The 22,871-nt window shown below is 65.7% G+C and carries 16 protein-coding genes, 1 tRNA gene and 3 pseudogenes; 10 read left to right on the plus strand and 10 right to left on the minus strand.

Annotated elements, in window-relative coordinates; all coding sequences use genetic code 11:
• Positions 1-66 precede the first annotated feature (66 nt).
• The 3 genes from AC3A84_RS10280 to AC3A84_RS10290 form a co-directional block, all read right to left on the minus strand.
• Positions 67-1,179, minus strand: coding sequence for a site-specific integrase (locus tag AC3A84_RS10280; RefSeq protein WP_088388360.1), 1,113 nt, complete (start codon positions 1,177-1,179; stop codon positions 67-69).
• A 603-nt stretch (positions 1,180-1,782) separates the two neighbouring features.
• Positions 1,783-4,338: a YbcC family protein gene (locus tag AC3A84_RS10285; RefSeq protein WP_487969534.1), complete on the minus strand. Its 2,556-nt coding sequence runs from the start codon at positions 4,336-4,338 to the stop codon at positions 1,783-1,785.
• A gap of 30 nt (positions 4,339-4,368) precedes the next feature.
• Positions 4,369-5,934: an NADH-quinone oxidoreductase subunit L gene (locus tag AC3A84_RS10290; RefSeq protein WP_487969535.1), complete on the minus strand. Its 1,566-nt coding sequence runs from the start codon at positions 5,932-5,934 to the stop codon at positions 4,369-4,371.
• 97 nt (positions 5,935-6,031) lie between these two features.
• Here AC3A84_RS10290 and AC3A84_RS10295 point away from each other — a divergent pair, with 97 nt between their 5' ends.
• The 9 genes and pseudogenes from AC3A84_RS10295 to AC3A84_RS10335 all read left to right on the plus strand — a co-directional run.
• Positions 6,032-6,925 carry a LysR family transcriptional regulator gene (locus AC3A84_RS10295; protein WP_487969536.1) on the plus strand — a complete coding sequence of 298 codons (894 nt, stop codon included), beginning with the start codon at positions 6,032-6,034 and terminating at the stop codon, positions 6,923-6,925.
• Between the two features lie 568 nt (positions 6,926-7,493).
• Positions 7,494-7,937, plus strand: a pseudogene (locus tag AC3A84_RS10300) (cache domain-containing protein); the annotation flags it as partial.
• Positions 7,938-8,591: 654 nt separating this feature from the next.
• Positions 8,592-9,332 (plus strand): annotated as a pseudogene (locus AC3A84_RS10305) (methyl-accepting chemotaxis protein); the annotation flags it as partial.
• A 77-nt stretch (positions 9,333-9,409) separates the two neighbouring features.
• Entirely contained in the window at positions 9,410-11,146 is a 1,737-nt protein-coding gene (gene pilB / locus AC3A84_RS10310; protein ID WP_487969537.1) for a type IV-A pilus assembly ATPase PilB, read from the plus strand.
• 20 nt (positions 11,147-11,166) lie between these two features.
• Entirely contained in the window at positions 11,167-12,384 is a 1,218-nt protein-coding gene (locus tag AC3A84_RS10315) for a type II secretion system F family protein (protein ID WP_487969538.1), read from the plus strand.
• The gene (locus tag AC3A84_RS10320) at positions 12,384-13,295 is read left to right on the plus strand and encodes a prepilin peptidase (protein ID WP_487969539.1); all 912 of its coding nucleotides are present in this window, start codon (positions 12,384-12,386) and stop codon (positions 13,293-13,295) included. Before AC3A84_RS10315 ends, AC3A84_RS10320 begins: the two co-directional genes overlap by 1 nt.
• Positions 13,280-13,921 (plus strand): dephospho-CoA kinase, encoded by a 642-nt coding sequence (gene coaE, locus AC3A84_RS10325; protein WP_487969540.1) that lies wholly within the window; start codon positions 13,280-13,282, stop codon positions 13,919-13,921. The genes AC3A84_RS10320 and coaE overlap by 16 nt, the downstream gene beginning before the upstream one ends.
• Positions 13,922-14,003: 82 nt before the next feature.
• Positions 14,004-14,759, plus strand: coding sequence for a cell division protein ZapD (gene zapD, locus AC3A84_RS10330; protein ID WP_092942345.1), 756 nt, complete (start codon positions 14,004-14,006; stop codon positions 14,757-14,759).
• 92 nt (positions 14,760-14,851) lie between these two features.
• Positions 14,852-15,046 (plus strand): annotated as a pseudogene (locus AC3A84_RS10335) (DNA gyrase inhibitor YacG); the annotation flags it as partial.
• Between the two features lie 52 nt (positions 15,047-15,098).
• Here the strand turns inward: AC3A84_RS10335 and AC3A84_RS10340 are convergent.
• From AC3A84_RS10340 to AC3A84_RS10360, 5 genes are all read right to left on the minus strand, one after another.
• A complete protein-coding gene (locus tag AC3A84_RS10340) occupies positions 15,099-15,563 on the minus strand; it encodes an NUDIX domain-containing protein (RefSeq protein ID WP_487969541.1) in 465 nt (154 codons plus the stop codon).
• Positions 15,556-16,434: an ATP-binding protein gene (locus tag AC3A84_RS10345; RefSeq protein ID WP_487969542.1), complete on the minus strand. Its 879-nt coding sequence runs from the start codon at positions 16,432-16,434 to the stop codon at positions 15,556-15,558. The genes AC3A84_RS10340 and AC3A84_RS10345 overlap by 8 nt, the downstream gene beginning before the upstream one ends.
• Positions 16,435-16,489: 55 nt before the next feature.
• Positions 16,490-17,719: a bifunctional glutamate N-acetyltransferase/amino-acid acetyltransferase ArgJ gene (argJ, locus tag AC3A84_RS10350; RefSeq protein ID WP_487969543.1), complete on the minus strand. Its 1,230-nt coding sequence runs from the start codon at positions 17,717-17,719 to the stop codon at positions 16,490-16,492.
• Between the two features lie 152 nt (positions 17,720-17,871).
• The gene (secA, locus tag AC3A84_RS10355) at positions 17,872-20,634 is read right to left on the minus strand and encodes a preprotein translocase subunit SecA (RefSeq protein WP_487969544.1); all 2,763 of its coding nucleotides are present in this window, start codon (positions 20,632-20,634) and stop codon (positions 17,872-17,874) included.
• A gap of 136 nt (positions 20,635-20,770) precedes the next feature.
• Entirely contained in the window at positions 20,771-21,751 is a 981-nt protein-coding gene (locus tag AC3A84_RS10360; RefSeq protein WP_487969545.1) for a M23 family metallopeptidase, read from the minus strand.
• 32 nt (positions 21,752-21,783) lie between these two features.
• Between AC3A84_RS10360 and AC3A84_RS10365 the strand changes: the two genes are divergently transcribed.
• Entirely contained in the window at positions 21,784-22,083 is a 300-nt protein-coding gene (locus AC3A84_RS10365; RefSeq protein ID WP_487969546.1) for a hypothetical protein, read from the plus strand.
• Positions 22,084-22,140: 57 nt separating this feature from the next.
• On the opposite strand, the gene AC3A84_RS10370 is transcribed toward AC3A84_RS10365, so the two are convergent.
• Together AC3A84_RS10370 and AC3A84_RS10375 are read right to left on the minus strand one after the other, a co-directional pair.
• Positions 22,141-22,216: transfer RNA gene (locus AC3A84_RS10370), tRNA-Thr, on the minus strand.
• A gap of 86 nt (positions 22,217-22,302) precedes the next feature.
• Positions 22,303-22,833 (minus strand): ClpXP protease specificity-enhancing factor, encoded by a 531-nt coding sequence (locus AC3A84_RS10375; protein ID WP_487969701.1) that lies wholly within the window; start codon positions 22,831-22,833, stop codon positions 22,303-22,305.
• Between the last annotated feature and the right edge of the window lie 38 nt (positions 22,834-22,871).

Genomic DNA, 22,871 nt, shown 5'->3' on the forward strand with positions numbered 1-22,871 from the left:
GATCTATCGAGCGTTGCCGGGGCGATCTAACGTGGACAACCTTTGCTGTCCACGAGCTTGTCCACATCAGCCGAGCTTCTTGGCGAGATCCTCGGCCCTGGGGTGGTAGTACCGCTTGAGCATGCGCAGGTCTCGGTGGCCAGTCATCGCCGAGAGCTCCAGGACGTTCGTGAGCTTCTCAGCCAGCCGTGACGCAGCCTCGTGCCGCGTGTCATGAAAGTGAACATCCTCGAGGAACCCCGGGATGGGCCGGCGCTTGGCCTGCTTGCAGTCAGCACGGTACTGCTCTTGAGCACGCTCAATGGCCCGCGCAAAACCCTTTCTCAGTGCCAACGCCGTTGTCGGGAAGACGGCCCCTGTGCGCTGAACCTCTGCCTCTCCCTCAACATCCTCGTCGGCTTCTGGTGTTGGCAGCGCCTTGAGGATGGCCACAGCCCGTGTAGACAGGGGCACCGTTCGCGAGTCGCCGTTTTTGGTGTCGGGCAAGTGAGCGGTCTGGCGCTCCAGGTCCACATTTTCCCAAGTCAGCGAAAGCAACTCCCCCCTCCGCATGGCCGTTTCAATGGCGAGCTTCACAAGAGGCAACAGCCACGGGTTGCGAGCTCCTTTGCTGAACGTTCCATCGACGAGGCGCTCCCCACCAGTCAGCGCAGCCAGCAGGTAGGACTCTTCCTCAGACGAAAAGCGGCGATCCCGCGCGCGCGCTTTTTCGGGACGCTTGATGGACCGGATCGGGTTTTCGACGTGGATGTCCCACTCACGCCGAGCATGGTTGAATACGGTCGAGAGCACGTCGATTTCGCGGTTGACGGTCCCCCCGGTCACCTCCTTGAGTCGGCGGTCTCGCCATTTGGCGACCTCCGCGCTTGTGACGGCAGTCATCTTCAGGCCGACCAGCGCTTGGTCGCGCAGGAGCACATCGATCTTTACGGACTCGATGGCCGCCGACTTTTTAGAGGGGGTGACCTCGCGTCGATAGCGCTGAAGGACTGCGGCAAGCGTGGTTTTGTCTGCTTCCCGCCTGTCAATGAAGCCTGTGGTCTCCTGTTCGCTCTCGACCATGCGAACCCACTTCTCCGCGTCCTCCCGGTAGGTGAAGGTGCGCGACTGCTCCGGGAAGCCCTTGCGCCTGACCTTGGCCCGCCACTGGTACTCCCCGCGCTTTGTGATCTGCCCCATACGTCTCCCTGATGGCCCAATGGCCCAAGAATGGCCCAAATAATCAGGAAGCACCTTAAACCACCAGTAAAAACGGCACAAGGGCTATGCGTTCGGGACGTAGAGGCCGGAGGTTCGAATCCTCTCACCCCGACCAGACAAAACACGAAAGAGCCCAAGTGAACCAAGCACTTGGGCTCTTTTGCTTTGACTCGTCATGAATGCCGATACTGAGTCAATGGCGCCGCTTGAGGTTCGGTCTCAAAACCGAAGTGCGCCGTGCCGCCCTTCAGCATTGTTCTACGCGCATCCAATCGAGGTAACGCACAACCAAATAGAGCCGCGGGTGCCTGCCACACGCGATCCCGGCCATGGCACCCGCCGTCCCTGCGCACGAGTGGCGCACCCGGCCGTGAATGCCAGTGTCTTCGGTCACCCCGCAGGCTCTCTTTGGGTGCATGCGCCCAGCAGGTGCCCTTGCGTGGCGTCTTCTCGCTGGCTTCTCGCTCAATGCATGCCGGGTGCTCAGCGCTCGCCGGGCCAGGCCGGTGCGGTGCGGTGCGCTCCAGGAGTCGCTGTCATGAACCCCAAAGAGGATGCGACTGCTGAAGCCAGCAGCCGGCTTCAAGCGACCCACTCCACCAGCGCCCAGCCCGCTTCACCGTACTGCTGAAAGCCGGCCCCCTCAAAGCGCCACAGATGAAGCCAGCCGTTGTCCAGCAACTGCCGGACGACTTCATGCCTGCCGATCACGGCGTCGATGGCAGACTGCGGCGCATCGATGACCACGGTCAGCCGCAGGGGCTCGTGCATCCAGCGCTGGCCGTCATGCACTGACTGCCGCGACAGGCCAATTCGCAGGTCGCCGCCATTGCCCTCGAACACGCCCAGCGTGCCGCCCACGACGTTGTGCAGCAGCTTGTTGCCACTACCCAGTCGCTGCGGATCGCAGGTGGATGCGTGGTATTGCCAGTTGATCCAGTGCGTGACCAGCATGGGCGCGGTCATGAGCGTTTCCAGGAGGCTGCCGTCAGGGTCTTGGCCGGCGTCGTAGTCATGGAGGAAGCTGCGCCCGCCCAGCGACACGCCCTGGCTGCGCGACCGCGGCGCGATGACAAAGGCCGCGTTGTCCGCCAGCCCCCATTCGGGCCGCGTCTGCGCGCCGTCATTGGCGCGGCGGCGCAGTTGCGCCAGCAACGCAGTGTCAGGAGCGTCCCGATCCAGTTGCAAGCGGGGCGCGCGCTCGCGGCGCACCTGGTCGCCAGCCTCGCTCAAAACGGGCTGCAGACGCTCCCAGCGTTCGCGCGCTGGGGCCGGAAGCAGGTCCAGGTCGAAGCCTTCGATTTCATCGGTGGTGGTGTTGTGCAGCGCTGCCGCGAACACCGTGGATTGAGGGACGTGCAGCCCTTGCGCCTGCAGGCCCTGGCGCACTGCCGGGTCGTTGAGCAGGAGCGCCAGGCTGCGCGCATTGACTTCGCCGGTCTGGCCACAGCAGGCGCCGCAATCCAGCGCCGCCGCATGGGCGTTGTTGGCCGACTGGCTGCCGTGGCCGACGAGCAGCACCAGGGGCGCCATATACCGATCCAGGCCCATGGCATGCAGCAGCCGCGCAGCCAGCGCCACCTTGGAGCCCAAGTCCATGCCCATCAGCTGCGGACGACAGACCGGGCGGTAGCGGGCCGGCACGCCCTGCAGGTCGTCCCGCTCGCGCTCGCGCCCGCGGGGCAGCAGCCATTGCCCGAGCTTGCCCAGGTAACCCACGCCAGCCGCCTCGACGAAGGAGAAAGCGGCCCCCGGCCAGTGGCTGGCCGCCTGCCATTGATCAGCCAGGGCCAGGCGCGACTGGCGCGCACGGCCGGCATTCCGCTGCCGCACCGCGTCGCCGGCCTGCTGCGCCGGATCGGCGCTGACGATGCAGTCGCTCACCTGCATGGCAGGCGCCAGCAAGCCGGGCAACTGAGGACGGCGTAGATGGGTGGCCAGAGGCGTATAGGCGACGGGCAGGCCAAAGAAGCCCGCGACCCCGAGGGTCTGGATGCCACCAGGCCAGGCCGCTTCCAGCGCTCGCCGCAAGGGTTCGCTGCGCACGTCGATGCAGAACGCTGCCTGGACTTCGATCTGCGCAGACGCGCCGCCATCGTGCGGTAGGACAGGCCGGCCCAGCTGCTGCGCCAGCTCTCGCTGATACCCGATCTCCAGCGCTAGCTGCCACGCCTCGTCGACTAGCATGTCCCTCTCGGCCTCCTGCAGGACGAGGGGCGCCTGATTCCAAGCCTGCTGCAGCGCACCGAATGCCTCGCGAGCCGCCTCGTCCTCCTTGCATTCAAGCAGCACTACGCCCCAGGCCAGGCGAATGGCCAGAAGCTCGCGCAGATGGGCATCCTGACCACCGGACAGCCTGGCCTGCCAACCCAGGTACGCGCACCACGAGGCCCAGCCGTTAATGCTCAGCAGCACGGACTCCAGGTAGTCAGCCCACACCGCCGGGGGCAGACCCAGCCGGGCGATCACCCAGCGCTCGGCATCCTGCGCGGAGGCAGGCAAGGCACTCACGGCTCGGCCGAGCTGCGGCAAGCCCATCAACAGGCCGATGCCGTGGTCGTGCTGCAAGGTGTCGCGCCAGAAGGCATACAGCCCCTGCCTGCGTTCGGGCTGCCAGCTCGCCTGGTGTTCGTCAAAGTAGGCCGCGCAAGTCTGGCTGACCTGGTGCGTGACCGCCTGCCGCCAGGAGAGCTTCGCCCGGCGATCCGCATCACTGTCCAGCACGTCGATCAGCAAGGGCAGCTGCACCGGACGCAGCCCGGACTCCAACGCCTGCTGGCACCGCTCGGGCACGAGACCCGCCGCCTGCGCTGCGGGCAATTGCCGCAGCGCCAGGGCCAGGTCGGCTGCGCCGATGCGGCCTTCGCGCCAGGCCTGCAGTTGCCGGTCGCGCGGCGGGAAGACCTGGATTCCACCCAGCACGGCCATGCGGGCAGCCACCCGGCGCACTGGCATGCCGATGCGCGACCAATGTGGATTGACGGCAATGGCACGGTCCAGCGGCCAGGCAGGGGCGATCGCAAGGCAGGCCTGACTGCAGGCTTGCTCGATCCGGGCATGTAGCGCCTCACGGGCGCTGCTTTCAGCCGATGCGCTGACAGCCGCGGGTAGGTGGTCGATCGTCGAAAGGTCCGTCATGGGATGCACTCCATCATCTTGTGATTGCGGTCAGCGGGCGGCGCGGCGACCGCCGCGGCGCCAGGGCAAGGCGATGGCTGGCGAGCGCGCCAGCACCCAATGCGCAGGCCACAGGCGCAGCGCCAGGCGCGTGTAGGCCTCGTCCAGATAGAAGCCGGCATAGCTCCAGCGCCGCCAGCGCGCCAGCCACTGCGGCCGCTTCTGCAGCAGGACCTGGCAGAGATACAGGCAGGCCATGCCGGCCAGGGCCACCACGCCTAAGCGGGAGTCCGGGGCGTCGTGCAGGCCCAGGGGCAGCAGATGAGCGGCCATGGCCGCCAGAGTCAGGCCCACGGCAGCCAGCAGGCCGAACAGCCATTGCCCGCCGCGCGTAGGGCCGCCCGCATGGGCGGCCGGCAGCCACAGCAGGGGAGCCCATGCCAGGCCGAGCAAGGCGCTCCACCACCAGGGCCAAGCCGCCCCTCCTGCCAGCGCGACCAGGGAGCACACGACCGAAGTCGTCAGCACGGGTGCCAACACGACGCTGACGGCGCCCGGCACCGTAGCCTGGTGCAAGTCATGAAGGCGGGTCTGGCGCACCACGGAGGACGCCGACAGGAACGCATGCGCCTTGTAAAGCGAATGGCCGATCAGATGCAGCGCCGCCAGGCTGTAGAGCCCCAGGGCGCATTCCAGCAGCATGAAACCCATCTGCGCCACGGTAGACCAAGCCAGCCGCACCTTGATGCTGATGCGCGTGAGCATGACCATGCCCGCCAGCACCGCGGTGCCCAGCCCCAGCGCCATCAGCAGCAGCCGCGCGGCACCGGCCTGCTCCAGCAGCGGTGCGAAGCGGATCAGCACGAAGCCCCCCAGATTGACCACACCCGCATGGAGCAGCGCGGACACGGGCGTGGGCGCCTCCATCACCTGGATCAGCCAGCCATGCACCGGCAGCAAAGCCGTGCGCAGCGTGACGGCGACGACCAGCAAAAGCGCACTGGCCCACAGCGGCATGGACAGGCCGTGCTGCGCCAGGTGCGCCCAAAGGGCCGACAGCGACCCGCTGCCCACCGCCCACCAAGCCAACCCTGCGGCACTCAGCAGCAGCAGGTCGGCGAGCCGGTCGGCGATGCGCTTCTTGTGCGCCGCCAGCAGGGCGAAGGGACGATCCGGATAGAAGCAGAGCAACCGCTCCAGCGCCATGCCCACGGCCGCCCAGGCCGCGATGAGCAGCAGCCAGTGATCAGCGAGCAGCAGCAGATGGACACTCGCCAGCACCGTGGCGAGTGCGCGCAGGTAGCGCTGCTGGTTCGCCTCACCTTCCAGGTACCGGGCGGAAAACGCTGCGATGACCAGGCCGAGCAGTTGCACCAGTACGGCCAGCACCAGCGCCAGCGGGGCGGCCCTCACCAGAATGCCAACCGCCGGCATGCCCACCGCCCCCAAGGCCAGCGACAGCACCGCAGCAGCCAGCGCGCCGCACGACACCCCATGGAACACCTGCCACAGCCTTTGCATGGAGCAACAGTCCAGCCGCGTGAGCCCTGCCATCGCAGCCATCAGACCTGCCGGCGACAGTGCCACGACTAGGCACCCCACCTCAATCATCGTCATTTTGCAAACCTCTCAAATGCATGGTGGCGATGATGCGTTGCGGTCTTTGTTCTGTAAATTACATTGATTGGAATAAATCAATACACAAAACAGAACAATGCAACTGAACCAGCTCAACTTTCATCACCTCTTCTATTTCTGGCGAGTGGCCAAGCTGGGCCATCTGACGCGGGCAGCAGAGGAGTTGCACACCTCCCAGTCGGCGGTATCCGCCCAAATCCGGCAGTTGGAAGAACGGCTGGGCGAAAGCCTCTTTGCCCGAGAGGGCCGCCGACTCCTATTGACGGACACCGGCCAGCTGGTGCTGGCGTATGCAGACAACATCTTCGGCCTGGGACAGGAAATGCTGGGGCGTCTTCAGGGCCGCTCGGCGGGTGTCACACGGCTGCGCGTAGGCAGTGTGGCCACGATGTCGCGCAACTACCAGGAAAACTGGATCCGACCAGCCCTGGCTGACCCCGCGCTGGTGCTGACGCTGGAGTCCGGCCTGCTGGAAGGCCTGCTGGCCCGCTTGGTGCAGCACCAGCTAGACGTGGTGCTGGCCAATGAGACTGTCCCGGCGGACCCGGATCGGCCGCTGCACTGCCGCTTCCTGGGAAGCCAGTCGATTTCGCTGGTCGGCCCTGCCAGCCAGTGGGCATCCCGGAGCCTGCGCATTCCGGAAGATCTGGACGGAGCCGACATCGTACTGCCCGGCCCGCGCCATGCGCTGCGCGCCCAGTTCGACGCCCTCTGCGCCACGGCTGGCGTGGCCCCGCGGCTACGCGCTGAAGTGGACGACATGGCGATGCTGCGTTTGATCGCACGCGACAGCGGGTGGCTGACCGTGCTGCCTGAAGTGGTGGTGCAGGACGAACTCCAGTCCGGTCTGCTGGTCGTGGTTGGCCATTCGACCGCGCTGCAGGAACGCTTCTATGCCATCACAACGCCGCATCGGCATCGCATCGACATGCTCGAAGCACTGCTGGCGCGCGCGCCGACCGAGCAATAGGCACCCACGGGGCCTCCGGCGCTCGCCTTGGTGCAGCCATTTCAGTCATCGCCCCTGTGCCCTTTGCATTCGCAGGGCCGCCAGCGGATTCAGCCGCAATAGCCAACACGGCGCAGATAAAGCCCTGCCCCGCGTCGGCAACGGGTGCTTGTCCGGCCTACTTTTTGCATCAATACGTAACAATACAAACAATTGTGTCGTCAGCACCTTCCCATGAGCAGGCCCGCTATTTGCAAGGATGGCAACCGACGTGGCCCCATCGGGGACCAGAGAAGGTGCTGGCACGTGCATATAGGCGCAGCCAAGGTTCTGTGGACGATGGCTATCCGCCCAAGCAGGCTTTCGGAATCATTTTTAGGAGAACCCGCCCGTGATGAATTTCAACCACTGGACGCTGCGCACCCGGCTGCTGCTGCTGATCGTGTTGATCGTGCTGGTGGGCCTGACCGCCACCATCGGGATACTGGTGTCCCAGTCCGCGAAGGCGCTGAGCAGTCAAAGCACGCACTATGCCGAGGCCGCGGCGCGATTCCACGCAGCCCAGGCCCAGCGGGTGCTGGACGAAGCGATGACCGTCGCGAAAACCGTCGCCGCCGCCCTGCAGGAACTGAAGCAGCAGGGCCGCGCGGATCGCGCTGAAGCGAACGCCTTGCTCAAGGGCGTGCTGCAGGCCCATCCGTCCATCGTGGGCGTCTCCACCGGCTGGGAGCCCAACGCCTTCGACAACCGGGATGCCGAATATGTCGACAAGCCCGGCCATGACGCTACCGGGCGCTTCGTGACCTACTGGCAACAAAGCTCCGGCAAGCCCGAAATGGAGGTATTGACCGATTACGACAAGCCCGGCCCGGGCGATTACTACCTCCTCCCCAAGCAAAGCGGCAAGGAAGTGGTGATCGACCCTTATGAATATGAAGTGGGCGGCAAGAAAATACTCATGGCCACCATGTCTGCACCGATCTTCTTTGAGAACCGGTTCGTCGGAATGGCCAGTGTGGATATTGCGCTGGGCACGCTGCAGAACATGGTGAGCGCGGTCCACGTGCTGGAAGTGGGGACCGCCACGCTGACGTCCAACACGGGGATCATCGTGGGCGATGCTGACCAAGCCCTTGTCGGCAAGAAGCGCGCTGACGACGATAGCTGGCAAGCCACCGTCCAGACCATGCGAGACGGCCAGCTGCGCACCCGCGAACACGTCAACGCCCGGCTGGGCGGCGTGCTGGAGGTGCTGGTGCCGATCCAGATCGGCAACACCACCACCCCGTGGGTGTTCTCGGCCGAAGTGCCCCTTTCCTACGTCATGGCGCCGGTGCGCCGCCAGGTCATGACCGCCCTGGCGCTGGGGTTGGTCAGCATCGTGCTGGTCTCGGCCGTGCTGCTGGTCGCGCTCAACCGCATGGTGCTCAAGCCCTTGGGCGGCGAGCCCGAAGAAGCCGCCGCCATGCTCACCCGCGTAGCCGGTGGCGACCTGACCGGGCGCATCCAGGTGCGGCCCGGCGACGAAGCCAGCCTGATGGCGCGGCTGGCGCACATGCAGACCAGCCTGGTGCGCATGGTCCAGCAGGTGCGCAGCGGAGCGCACGGGGTGGCCACCGCCAGCGCGGAGATTGCCCAGGGCAACAACGACCTGTCCGCACGCACCGAAACCCAGGCCTCGTCGCTGCAGGAAACCGCCGCCTCCTCCGAAACCCTGGGCGAAAGCGCACAGCGCAACAACGAAACTGCGGTGGAAGCCAGCCGGGTGGCGCAGGAGGCCTCGCGCGTGGCCGGCGAAGGCGGTACCGCCATGGGGCGCGTAGTGCAGACCATGCGCGAGATCCAGGACAGCTCGCGCCAGATCAGCGACATCATCGGAGTGATCGACGGCATCGCGTTCCAGACCAACATCCTGGCGCTCAATGCTGCGGTAGAAGCGGCCCGTGCGGGCGAGCAGGGCCGAGGCTTCGCGGTGGTGGCGGGCGAAGTGCGCTCTCTGGCGCAGCGATCGGCGGAAGCGGCCAAGGAGATCAAGGGCCTGATCGGCCGCAGCGTGGACCGAGTCGATGCCGGCACGGCGCTGGTGGACGAGGCGGGCGACACGATGGCGCAGGTCGTGGGCGCGATCCAGCGGGTGGCTGCGCTGGTGCAAACCATCAGCGAGGCGAGCCTGGAGCAGACCACGGGTGTGTCGGAGGTGGGCGCGGCGTTGACTGCCATGGACACGACCACCCAGCAGAACGCGGCGCTGGTCGAGGAGATGGCGGCCGCGGCCAGCAGCCTGCAGCGCCAAGCAGAGGAACTGGTGAGCACCATGCGGATGTTCCAGTTGCAGAACGATCTCGCCGACCAACCGCCCGGCGCCCTGACACAGGCGAATACGGGCTCCATGCGGGCTCTGGGCAACACTGCTGGACAGCGCCACTGAGCCAGAAGCGCAGGAAAGGCCATCGTATTGCAGTGATACGATGGTTTACTTTCCACCCATAAGACTCTACTGGTTACATGGCTGACGCCGATTCCGCCCTCCAGGGAAACTCCAGCATCGCGTTGCCCGGCCTGGGGCGGGCACTCATTTCGGCGGGCCAGCTCAGCCAGAAGGCGGCTGAGGACATCTACCGCAAGTCCCAATCCAGCCGCACCAGCTTCATCGCGGAGTTGACGGGCTCAGGCTCGGTTTCGCCGCTGGATCTGGCCCACACCGTGTCGGCAGTGTTCGGCGCCCCTCTGCTCGACATCGACGCGATTGATCCGGCACGCCTTCCCCGCGACCTACTCGACGCCAAGATCTGCCAGGCCTACCGCGTCATCGTCCTGAGCAAGCGCAACAACCGGCTCATCGTTGCGACCGCGGACCCCACAGACCAGGAAGCGGCAGAAAAAATCAAGTTCACCACCCAGATGGGTGTGGATTGGATCATTGCCGAATACGACAAGCTGGTCCGGCTGATCGATGCGACCACCAAGTCCACCGCCGAGGCGATGGAAAGCATGGTGAGCGGGACGGATTTTGAATTTGACGACCTGTCTGTTCCTGAAAGCCCTGAACCCCAAGACACCGGCGTCAACGAGGTCGAAGACGCGCCCATCGTCAAGTTCCTGCACAAGATGCTGCTGGACGCATTCAACATGCGTGCGTCCGACCTGCATTTCGAGCCCTACGAGCACCATTACCGCGTGCGCTTTCGCATCGACGGCGAGCTGCGCGAGATCGCCTCCCCGCCGATCGCCATCAAGGACAAGCTGGCTTCGCGCATCAAGGTCATCTCTCGGCTGGACATTTCGGAAAAGCGCGTGCCCCAAGACGGGCGCATGAAGCTCAAGGTCGGCCCCGACCGGGTGATCGACTTCCGGGTGAGCACGCTGCCCACGCTGTTCGGCGAGAAGATCGTGATCCGTATCCTCGACCCCAGCAGCGCCAAACTGGGCATCGATGCGCTGGGGTACGAGCCGGAGGAAAAGGCCCGGCTGCTGCATGCCATCGGCCGCCCCTACGGCATGATCCTGGTCACCGGCCCCACCGGCTCGGGCAAGACCGTGTCGCTCTACACCTGCCTGAACCTGCTGAACAAGCCGGGCGTGAACATCGCCACGGCCGAAGACCCGTCGGAAATCAACCTGCCGGGCGTCAACCAGGTCAACGTGAACGAGAAGGCCGGGCTGACCTTCGCCACGGCGCTCAAATCGTTCCTGCGCCAGGATCCGGACATCATCATGGTGGGCGAAATCCGCGACCTCGAAACCGCCGACATCGCCATCAAGGCCGCACAGACGGGCCACCTGGTGCTGTCCACCCTGCACACCAACGATGCCCCCACCACGCTGACGCGCATGCGCAACATGGGCATCGCGCCGTTCAACATCGCCAGCAGCGTGATCCTCATCACGGCGCAACGTCTGGCGCGCCGCCTGTGCCCGCAATGCAAGGCGCCGGCCGACATCCCTCACCAGGCGCTGCTCGACGCAGGCTACACCGAGGAAGAGATTGACGGCACTTGGGTCACGTACAAGCCGGTGGGCTGCTCCGCCTGCAACAACGGCTACAAGGGCCGCCTCGGCATTTACCAGGTGATGCCCGTCTCGGAAGAGATCCAGCGCATCATCCTGCGCGACGGCAGCGCGCTGGAGATCGCCGAGCAGGCGCGGCGCGAAGGTGTGCGATCGCTGCGCACGTCGGGCCTGTACAAGGCGCGCATCGGATTGACCTCACTTGAGGAAGTCCTGGCCGTGACCAACGAATAACCCACAGGGGAGCGCACAACATGGCGACCGGGACATCGAGGGAGATCAAGGACTTCGTCTACGAGTGGGAAGGCAAGGACCGCAGCGGCAAGGTGGTGCGCGGCGAAGTCCGGGCGGTCGGAGAGAACCAGGTGCAAGCCACGCTGCGCCGCCAGGGCGTGCTGCCTACCAAGATCAAGAAGCGCCGGACCCGGTCCGGTAAAAAGATCAAGCCCAAGGACATCGCACTCTTCACGCGGCAGATGGCGACCATGATGAAGGCTGGCGTGCCGCTGCTGCAGTCCTTCGACATCGTGGGCCGCGGCAACACCAACCCGAGCGTCGGCAAACTGCTCAACGACATCCGCAGCGACGTCGAGACCGGCACCTCGCTGAACATGGCATTCCGCAAGCATCCCATGTATTTCGACAGCCTCTACTGCAACCTGGTGGAAGCAGGCGAGGCCGCCGGCATTCTGGAAGCGCTGCTGGACCGGCTCGCGCTCTATATGGAAAAGACTGAGGCGATCAAGTCCAAGATCCGCTCCGCACTGATGTATCCCATCTCGGTGATCATCGTCGCCTTCGTGGTGGTGACCATCATCATGATCTTCGTGATCCCGGCCTTCAAGGAAGTGTTCACGTCGTTCGGCGCCGACCTGCCCGCTCCCACGCTGCTGGTGATGGGCATCAGCGAGATCTTCGTGCAGTACTGGTGGCTGATCTTCGGTGTGATCGGCGGCGGCTTCTATTTCTTCATGCAGGCTTGGCGCCGCAACGAGAAGATGCAGAAGGTGATGGACCGCCTGCTCCTGCGGCTGCCGATCTTTGGCGTGCTGATCGACAAGTCCTGCGTCGCACGATGGACCCGCACCCTGTCCACCATGTTCGCGGCCGGCGTGCCGCTGGTGGAGGCGCTCGACTCCGTGGGTGGCGCCTCGGGCAATTCGGTCTATGCGGACGCCACTGACAAGATCCAGCAGGAAGTCTCCACCGGCACCAGCCTGACCGCTGCCATGACCAATACCAACGTGTTCCCTTCGATGGTGCTGCAGATGTGCGCCATCGGCGAGGAATCGGGCTCCATCGACCACATGCTGGGCAAGGCCGCCGACTTCTACGAAGCCGAGGTCGATGAGATGGTCGCCGGCCTCTCCAGCTTGATGGAACCCATCATCATCGTTTTCCTGGGCACCCTCATCGGCGGTATCGTCGTGTCGATGTACCTGCCCATCTTCAAGCTGGGTCAGGTGGTCTGATGTACGAGAGCGTCGTCGTCACGGCCGCGCTGGCGGGCGTGGTGGGCCTGATGGTGGGCAGCTTCCTCAACGTGGTGATCCACCGGCTGCCGCAGATGATGGAGCGGCAATGGGCCGCAGAGCACGCGCAGTACGCGCTGGACACCGCAGCCGCGACGGCCGCCGGCGATTCAGCGCAGCGCGGCGCGCAGGAGGCACATGCAGCGCCCGGCGAGCCCCCCTTCAACCTCGTCACGCCGCGCTCCCGCTGCCCGTCGTGCGGCCATGCCGTGCGCTGGTACGAGAACATTCCCGTGCTCAGCTACCTGTTCCTCAAGGGTCGCTGCTCGGCATGCGGCACCGGCATCGGGGTGCGCTATCCGCTGGTCGAACTGCTGACGGGCGTGCTCTTCGCCTTTTGCGGCTACCGTTGGGGCTTCACCGCAACGGCAGCGCTCTGGTGCGGCTTCTCTGCCGCCCTGGTCGCTCTGGCCTTCATCGACTGGGATACCACCCTGCTGCCCGACGGCATCACCCTGCCCCTGCTCTGGGCCGGACTCCTGGCCTCGGCGCTGGGCTGGATCTCAGTGCCACTGCCCTCGGCGGTTTGGGGTGCGGCCTGCGGCTATCTCTCGCTCTGGTCGGTGTACTGGGCCTTCAAGCTGGCCACGGGCAAGGAAGGCATGGGCTTCGGCGACTTCAAACTCTTCGCGGCCCTGGGCGCCTGGTTCGGCTGGGAGGCGCTGGTGCCGATGATCCTCGTGGCCTCCGTCATCGGGGCGCTGGTGGGCATCGGCATGAAGCTGGCCAGCAGCCTGCGCGAAGGCCTTTACGTTCCCTTCGGCCCGTTCCTGGCCGGTGCCGGCCTCACCGCCATGCTCGTCGGGCCGGCCAGGCTGATGCAGACCATCCTGCAGTGGCTGGGCCTGTGACGGGCGCCGGTGCTGTGCGCACTCCGCTGCAGGTCGGGCTCACCGGCGGCATCGGCAGCGGCAAGAGCACCCTGGGCGGCATGCTGCGCGACTGCGCCGCCGCACTGGTCGATGCCGATGCCTGCGCACGCGCCGTGACGGCGACCGGGGGCGCCGCCATCCCCGCCATCCGGGCAGCTTTCGGCGACGATTTCATCGATGCGCAGGGTGCGCTGGACCGCTCGCGCATGCGCGAATGCGTCTTCGCCGATGCGGGTGCCAAGCTGCGGCTCGAAGGCATCGTCCATCCGCTGGTCACCGACGCCATCGCCCAGGCCACGCGGAATGCGGCGGCCGAAGGCTATCGGCTGATCGTGCTCGACATTCCGCTGCTGGTGGAGTCGCGCGCCCGCTGGACGCGCCTGCTGGATGCCGTGATCGTGGTGGACTGCACGCCGGCCACGCAGATCGCGCGGGTGCAGGCCCGCAGCGGGCTGGCTGCCGAGGCGGTGCAGGCCATCATCGCCGCGCAGGCAACACGCGCCGAAAGATGCGCAGCTGCCGACATCGTCGTCTTCAACGAGGGCATCTCCCTGTTAGAACTGCATACAACCGCGCGGCGAATCGCTGCACGCTTCGGGCTATGATGCACCGGGCCGCACCTGTACCTGACTTTGGCTTCAGGCCTCAGCGCCCGCCCCTTCCCGAGCGCCCCAGGAACCCAGCAGCGTGATCCTTTACGAATATCCTTTCAACGAACGCCTGAGAACCTATCTGCGGCTCGAGCAGCTGTTCCGCCGCCTGGGCGAGCTGATTCCGCGAGCCCATCCGCTCGATCACCACTACGCGCTGGTGACCATCTTCGAGATCATGGACGTCGCTGCCCGCGCCGATCTCAAGTCCGACGTGCTCAAGGACCTCGAAAGGAACAAGCAGCAGCTCGACAGCTACCGCGGCAATCCCTCGATTTCCCAGGACGTGCTCGACGGCGTCATCGGCCAGATCGACCACTGTTTCGCCGCGCTGAACGCGCAGCACGGCAAGGCCGGCCACGCGCTTTCCGAGAACGACTGGCTGATGAGCATCCGCAGCCGCGTCGGCATTCCGGGCGGCACCTGCGGCTTCGACCTGCCGGCCTACTACGCCTGGCAGCACCATGCGCCGGAGCAGCGCCAGCAGGATCTGGAAGGCTGGACCTCGCACCTGGCGCCGCTGGCCGAATCCGTCTTCGTGCTGCTCAAGATGCTGCGCGATTCGGGCATGCCGCAGAGGGTGGCGGCCGACCACGGACAGTTCCAGCAGACCCTGCCGCAGGGGCGCACCTTCCAGCTGCTGCGGCTGCGCATCGACCCCGACCTGGGGCTCATCCCGGAGATCAGCGGCAACCGGCTGATCGTCTCCGTGCGCCTGATGCGCCCGGACGCCACCGGCAAGCTGCAGTCCTGCACCGACGACGCCGCGTTCGAACTCACGCTCTGCGCCTGAAGACAGCGCGTGCGCCGCGCTTCCGAGACAATACGCCCATGGCCCGACAACATCCCACGCCTGCGCAGCAGTAGGCTTCCGCTACCGCAAACCCGGCCGCCCGCTGGGTCACCTGCCCCCAGTGCGGCGGGCGCAGCCTCTACGGCAGCGCCAACCGCTTTCGCCCCTTCTGCGGCGAGCGCTGCAAGCAGATCGACCTGGGCGCCTGGGCCAGCGAAGAATTCCGCATGCCCACCGAAGCGCCGCCGGACGACGCGGCCTTCGGCGATCCACGCTTGATACCGTGATACGGCGGGGCCAATTGGCCTCCAGCGCAGGCGGATCAAGTGCCTTTCGCTATCATTTTTGATAACTCAGCGAGGCCGGATCGAAGGTCACGCCACGCTCTTCGGCCAGCCATGCGAGCACCGGAATCGCACCCGGCAACACCGGCGACACGGTGAGCGGCCAGTGTTGCCAGGCCATGGTCTGGCCTTCGCGCATCTCGAAGTCCCCCATCCATTCCCGCACCTTGCACCAGTGCAGCCGCACCAGCGCGTGCGGATAGTCGTGCTCGGTCACCTTCCAGACGTCGGCGCTGCCAATGGTCACGCCCAACTCCTCGATGAGTTCGCGGCGCAGCGCCTCTTCCACCGTCTCGCCAGCCTCGATCTTGCCGCCCGGGAACTCCCAGTAGCCGTCGTAGGGCTTGCCGGCGGGCCGGGTGGAGAGCAGCAGGGCGCCGTCGGCGCGGATCAGGATGCCCACGGCCACCTCGGTGTGCTTGCGCACGGGTTGCGTACCAGAGGTCTGCGCTTCAGGCATCGGCCAGCCTCCCGGCGAAGTCGCGTGCGAACTGGTAGGCCACGCGCCCACTGCGCGAACCGCGCTCCAGCGCCCACACCAGGGCCTCGGGCCGGGCCCGTTCGATATCGGTCGTCGCCACGCCCAGCGAGCCTAGCCACTGCGCCACGATGGCCAGGTATTCCTGCTGGCTGAACGGGTAGAAGCTGACCCAGAGCCCGAAACGCTCGGACAGCGAAATCTTCTCTTCCACCGCCTCGCCCGGATGCACCTCGCCGTCTTCGGTGTGGGTGTAGCCGAGGTTCTCCTTCATGTATTCGGGCAACAGGTGGCGACGGTTGCTGGTCGCGTAGATCAGCACGTTGGGTGTAGCGGCAGCGATGGTGCCGTCCAGGATGGACTTGAGCGCCTTGTAGCCGGCCTCACCCTCGTCGAAGCTCAGGTCGTCGCAATAGACGATGAACTTCTCTGGGCGACCCGAAACCACCTCGACGATGTCGGGCAGGTCGGTCAGGTCCGCCTTGTCCACCTCGATCAGGCGCAGGCCCTCGGGCGCATAGGTGTTCAGGCAGGCCTTGATGAGCGAGGACTTGCCCGTGCCGCGCGCACCGGTCAGCAGCACGTTGTTGGCCGGCTTGCCGTCCACGAACTGCTGGGTGTTGCGCTGGATCTTCTCTTTCTGCGCGTCGATTTCCTTCAGGTCGTCCAGTTGCAGGCCGGCGACATGGCGAACCGGCTCCAGCACGCCGTGGCCGCTGCTGCGCTTGCGGTAGCGCCAGGCGATGGTGCCCGGCGTCCACTCGGGCGCCGACAGCGGCTGTGGCAGCACCGCCTCGATGCGGGTGATCAGCTGCTCGGCACGTAGCAGCAGGTGTGCGAATGCTTCGTTCATGGAGTCCTTGGATGTGCAGGGGCCCGGCAACAGCGCTGCCTGCCCCTGCCCCGCTTCACGAGCGGTAGTCGGCGTTGATGGTGACGTAGTCGTGGCTCAGGTCGCAGGTCCACACGGTATCGGCGGCGTCGCCGCGGCCCAGCACCACGCGCACCGTGATCTCGCTTTGCTTCATCACGCGCTGGCCGTCTTCCTCGCGGTAGTCGGGGTTGCGGCCGCCCTGCACGGCCACGTGGACGTCGTCCAGGAAGAGATCGATGCCGGTCTGATCGAGGTCGTCGATGCCGGCATAGCCGACAGCCGCCAGGATGCGCCCCAGGTTCGGGTCGCTGGCAAAGAAAGCCGTCTTGACCAGGGGCGAATGGGCGATGGCATAGGCCACCTTGCGACATTCATCGCCATTGCGGCCGCCTTCGACGCGCACGGTGATGAACTTGGTCGCACCCTCGCCATCGCGCACGATGGCCTGGGCCAGCTGCTGCGCCACGGCCAGCAGGGCCTGCTTCAGGGCCGCGCCGTCGGCGCTATCCAGCGACGTCACAGGCGCATTGCCGGCCTTGTGCGTGGCCACGAGCATGAAGGAATCGTTGGTGGAGGTGTCGCCGTCGATGGTCACGCGGTTGAACGACTGGTCGGCCAGCTCGCGCACCAGCGGCTGCACCAATTCCGGCGCGATGGCCGCGTCGGTGGCCAGAAAGCCCAGCATGGTCGCCATGTTCGGGCGGATCATGCCGGCCCCCTTGGAGATGCCGGTGATGGTCACCGTCCGGCCGCCCAGCTGCAGCTGGCGGCTGAAGGCCTTGGGCAGCGTGTCGGTGGTCATGATGCCTTCGGCGGCGCGGCCCCAGTGGGCGGGCTGCGCATCGGCCAGGGCAGCGGGCAGCGCTGCGGCAATGCGCTCGGTCGGCAGCGGCTCCATGATGACGCCGGTGGAGAACGGCAGGATCTGCTCGGGCGAGAAGCCCAGCTGGCCGGCCAGCGCCGCGCAGGTGGAACGCGCGCGCTGCAGGCCGTCGGCGCCGGTGCCGGCATTGGCATTGCCGGTGTTGATGACCATGGCGCGGATCGCCTGGCTGCCCTGCAGATGCTCGCGGCAGACCTGCACGGGCGCGGCGCAGAAGCGGTTCTGCGTGAACACGCCGGCCACCGTGGCGCCTTCGTCCAGCAGGAAGACGGTCAGGTCCTTGCGGTGGGCCTTGCGCACGCCAGCTTCGGCAACGCCGATGCGCACGCCGGCGACGGGGTGCAGTTCAGAAGCCACGGGGGCGGAGAGATTCACGGGCATGGGAGGGGTTTCCTTGGCGAAGAAGCCGTCGATTATCAGAAAAATGAATGTCCGGAAACGACAACACGGGCCGTGGCCCGTGTCGTGTCTTGCGTCAATCGTTCAACACTGCCTTCCGATGACGCACCGGGGGCGAGGCCTCGGCTGCCAGCTCAGGCCAGCTTGCCATGGCATTGCTTGTACTTCTTGCCGCTGCCGCAGGGGCAGGGGTCGTTGCGGCCCACGCGCACGCCGCCCGCCTGGACATCGTCGTCCGGCCGCACGGTGTGCTCGTCCACCACGGTCTCGACTTCGCCGGTCTCAGTGGGGGCGGTGTAGGTCACGTTGGCGATGTTCTCGCCGCGGCTTTCCAGCGCTTCGGCCGCTTCGTCGAGCTGGGCGCTGGTCTGCACCTGCACCGTCATCAACACCTTGGTCACTTCGTTCTTGACCTGATCGATGAGCTGCCGGAAGAGTTCGAACGCCTCGCGCTTGTATTCCTGCTTGGGCTGCTTCTGCGCATAGCCGCGCAGGTGGATGCCCTGGCGCAGGTAGTCCAGCGCGCTCAGATGATCACGCCAGTTGGTGTCGAAGCTCTGCAAAAGCACCATGCGCTCGAACTGCGTGAAGTTGGCTTCGCCCACCACGGCGAGCTTGGCAGCGAAGGACTCGCGTGCAGCGCCCAGCACCTTTTCGAGGATCTCGTCGTCGGTGATGGCTTCAGCGCCCTCCACTTCCTGCTGCAGGGGCAGCGAGAGCTGCCAGTCATCGTTCAGCACCCGCTCGAGCGTCGGCAGGTCCCACTGCTCTTCCACCGACTCGGCCGGTACGTACTGCCGCACCAGGTCGGTCAGGCAGTCGTCGCGCATGGCCTCGATCAGGCCGGAGAGTTCCGCTGCATCCAGGATCTCGTTGCGCTGCTGGTAGATCACCTTGCGCTGATCGTTCGAAACATCGTCGTATTCCAGCAGCTGCTTGCGGATGTCGAAGTTGCGCGCTTCCACCTTGCGCTGCGCTGACTCGATGCTGCGCGTGACGATGCCGGCCTCGATGGCTTCGCCGTCGGGCATCTTCAGGCGGTCCATGATGGACTTGACCCGGTCGCCCGCGAAGATCCGCATCAGCGCATCGTCCAGGCTCAGGTAGAAACGGGACGAGCCCGGATCGCCTTGGCGGCCCGAACGGCCCCGCAGCTGGTTGTCGATACGGCGCGACTCATGGCGCTCGGTGGCGATAATGCGCAGGCCGCCCAGCTCGCGCACCTTCTCGTGGTCAAGCTTCCACTGCTCGCGCAGCTCGGCCACGCGGGCCTGCTTGGTGGCATCGTCCAGCGACTCGTCCTGCTCGATGGCAGCCAGGTCCTTTTCGATGTTGCCGCCCAGCACGATGTCGGTGCCGCGCCCCGCCATGTTGGTGGCGATGGTGATCATGCCGGCGCGGCCGGCCTGGGCCACGATGTCGGCCTCGCGGGCGTGCTGCTTGGCGTTCAGCACCTGGTGCGGCAGGCCTTCCTTGTTGAGCAGCTGGTCGATGATCTCGGAGTTCTCGATCGAGGTAGTGCCCACCAGCACGGGCTGGCCGCGCTCGTGGCATTCGCGGATGTCCTTGATGGCCGCTTCGTACTTCTCTCGGGTGGTCTTGTAGACGCGGTCGAGCTGGTCGTCACGCTTGCTCGGGCGGTTGGGCGGGATCACCACGGTTTCCAGGCCATAGATTTCCTGGAATTCGTAGGCCTCGGTGTCGGCCGTGCCCGTCATGCCCGCCAGCTTGCCGTAGAGACGGAAATAGTTTTGGAAGGTGATCGAGGCCAGCGTCTGGTTCTCGGCCTGGATCTCCACTTTTTCCTTGGCCTCCACGGCCTGGTGCAAGCCTTCGCTCCAGCGGCGGCCGGCCATGAGGCGGCCGGTGAACTCGTCCACGATGACGATCTCGCCGTTCTGCACGACGTAATGCTGGTCGCGGTGGTAGAGGTGGTTGGCCCGCAGCGCCGCATACAGGTGGTGCATCAGCGAGATGTTGGCCGGGTCGTAGAGCGACGCACCTTCGGCGATGAGGCCGCGGCTGGCCAGCAGGCGCTCGGCGGTTTCATGGCCCTGCTCGGTCAGGAAGACCTGGCGGCTCTTCTCGTCGATGGTGAAGTCGCCGGGCTTGGTGACGCCTTCGCCCGTGCGCGGATCGGCTTCGCCTTCCTGACGCACCAGCGCCGGCACCACGTCGTTCATCGCCAGGTACATCGGCGTGTGGTCTTCGGCCTGGCCACTGATGATGAGCGGGGTGCGGGCCTCGTCGATCAGGATGGAATCCACCTCGTCGACGATGGCGAAATTGAGCACCTTCTGCACACGGTCCTTGGCCTCGTAGACCATGTTGTCGCGCAGGTAATCGAAGCCGTATTCGTTGTTCGTGCCGTAAGTGATGTCAGCCGCGTAGGCCGCCTGCTTTTCCTCGCGCGGCATGTTCGGCAGGTTGATGCCCACCGTGAGGCCGAGGAAATTGTAGAGACGGCCCATCCATTGCGCGTCGCGGTTGGCGAGGTAGTCGTTCACCGTGACCACATGCACGCCCTTGCCCGAGAGGGCGTTCAGGTACACGGGCAGGGTGGCGGTCAGCGTTTTGCCTTCGCCGGTGCGCATTTCAGCGATCTTGCCAAAGTGCAGTGCCATGCCGCCCAGCATCTGGACGTCGAAATGGCGCATCTTCATGATGCGCTTGGAGCCCTCACGAACGACGGCGAAAGCCTCGGGCAGCAGGTCGTCGAGCGACTCGCCACGGGCGGCGCGCTCCTTGAATTCCTGCGTCTTCGCGCGCAGTGCATCGTCACTCAGCTTCTCGTACTCCGGCTCCATCGCATTGATGCGCGCGACCGTCTTGCGATATTGCTTGAGCAGCCGGTCGTTGCGGCTGCCGAATAATTTGGTGAGGAAGTTGGTGGCCATGCGAACAGGACCGCACTGCGCGCCGGGTTGGCGGCAGGGCGACCAGAATCCCTAAGAAGAAGTGAGTTCAGGTGAAGGCGCCGCCGAGGTTTGCAAGTACTTTCGCAACCGGGCGGCAGACATCCGGAGACCGATTTTACCTGCCAGGCGCAGGCCGGGCGCCCGGGCCGGCGCCAAGCTGCGCCGCAGCGACCGCCGTGCCCGCGCCAGGGCCGCCGGCAACGAGGAATTTCTGTGGATCCTGCGGCACGCCCTGCACCAGCACCTCAAAGTGCAGATGGGGGCCCGTCGAACGGCCACTGGTGCCCACACTGGCGATCTTCTGGCCCCGCTTGACCAGGTCACCCCGCTTCACCCACACCCTGGACGCATGGGCGTAGCGAGTGAGCAGCTGGTTGCCGTGGTCGATCTCGATCATGTTGCCGTAAGCCGGGTGGTATTCCTGCGTGACCACCACGCCGCCGGCGGCTGCCAGAATCGAGGTCCCGGTATCGGCAGGGAAATCGAGCCCCGTGTGCAGGGCGGATTGGCCGGTCAGCGGGTCGATGCGCCAGCCGAAAGGCGAGCCGGCCGGCCGGTCGGGCACCGGGGCCTGCGTGGGAATCATGCGTTTGAGCACCTGCTGCTCAAAGAGGCGCGACTCGACGACGGTCATGAGATCGACGCGCTGGTCCGTGAGCTTCGCCAGGTCGTCCAGCGTCTTTTGCAGCTCCATCATGCTCAGCGGACGGCCCGACACCAGGGCACCGCCCTGTCCTGCCGGCTTGGCAGTGCTCACCGGCGGCATGCCGGCCAGCCCCATCACGCGATCGCCCAGCGATTCCAGCTGCATGACACGCGCCTGCATCTCGCCCACTTTGCGAGCCATGGCGTCAAGATTGGCACGCATGAAGCGCTCCTGACCCATCGAGTCACCGCCAATGCCAACCTGCTGAGCCTGCGGGCCGCCGCCCGGCCAGGCCTCGCGCGCGCCGCGCACAAAGATCCAGTGGTACATCGCCGCAGCCAGGACCATCAGGATGAAAGCCGCAAGCAGCGCCGCCATGACCAGTTGCAGACCGGAGAGATGTATCGCGCGGCTGCGGGCCAGCCGGGCGTCCGTAATAATCACATGCACTCAGTAGCCTCCGCGCCTGCCGGCGCCATGCCATGTCCCGTCGTCACCACGCCATCACGCTGCAACAGGCCACTCAGGATTCACCCACGCTGGCAGCGCTGACGTCGCTCACACGGGACTCCAGCGCCAGGCTGCGGGCGATTGAAAAACTGATTCCACCGGGACTTCGACCCCACCTGCAGGCCGGCCCTATCGATGGGACGTCCTGGTGCCTGCTGGTTCGCGGCAATGCCGCGGCGGCGAAGGTGCGGCAATTGCTGCCGGCATTCGAGGCGCACCTGCGCACCAAGGGGTGGGAGGTTAACGCCATCCGCCTCAAAATTCAAACCTGAGCTCAGCAAGGTTCAGGTGCTTCGCGCCAAGGCGAACGGGGCGGAGACACAGGAAATTGGTGCCGATTGTCGGGATCGAACTGACGACCTACCGCTTACAAGGCGGTTGCTCTACCAACTGAGCTAAATCGGCGAAGGCTGCATTCTAGCCGCGCAAAAGATGCAGTCCGAAGAAGGGAAATGAAGGAGCAGCGGGCAAGCGAACGCCCCGCCCTCGCATCACTTGACGCGCTTGAGCGCCGGGCGCGATCCGCCGCCTGCGGGTGGCCGGGGAGGCTCGGCGCCTCCATGATCACCCTCGACGGCGGATTCGGGCGTCACGAGCTGAACCACCCGGTCCCCGGAGGGCTCGGCGGCATCAGTCGGTGAAGGCGATTCCGACGCGTTGGACAGTGCGGCAGCAGCAGATGGCCCATCCACCAAAGCATCGACCGGCGGCGGGAATGCCATGCCCTGCCCGTTCTCACGGGCATAGATGGCGATCACGCGCCCCACCGGCACCATGATGTCGCGGGGCTTGCCACCAAAGCGCGCCTTGAACTCGATGAAGTCGTTGCCGAGCTGCAGCGCGCTGGTGGCGTCGTAGCTGATGTTCAGCACGATCTCGCCATCCTTCACGTATTCGCGCGGCACCTGGACGGAGTCGTCCACGCGCACGGCGACATAGGGCGTAAAGCCATGGTCGGTACACCACTCATAGAGCGCCCGGATCAGGTACGGGCGCGTGGAAGTGGAGTCCTGGGCATTCATCATGTCTGCGAGATACGGGAAAAGTGGCTGGAGGCGCG

This window comes from Paracidovorax sp. (genome assembly GCF_057642795.1).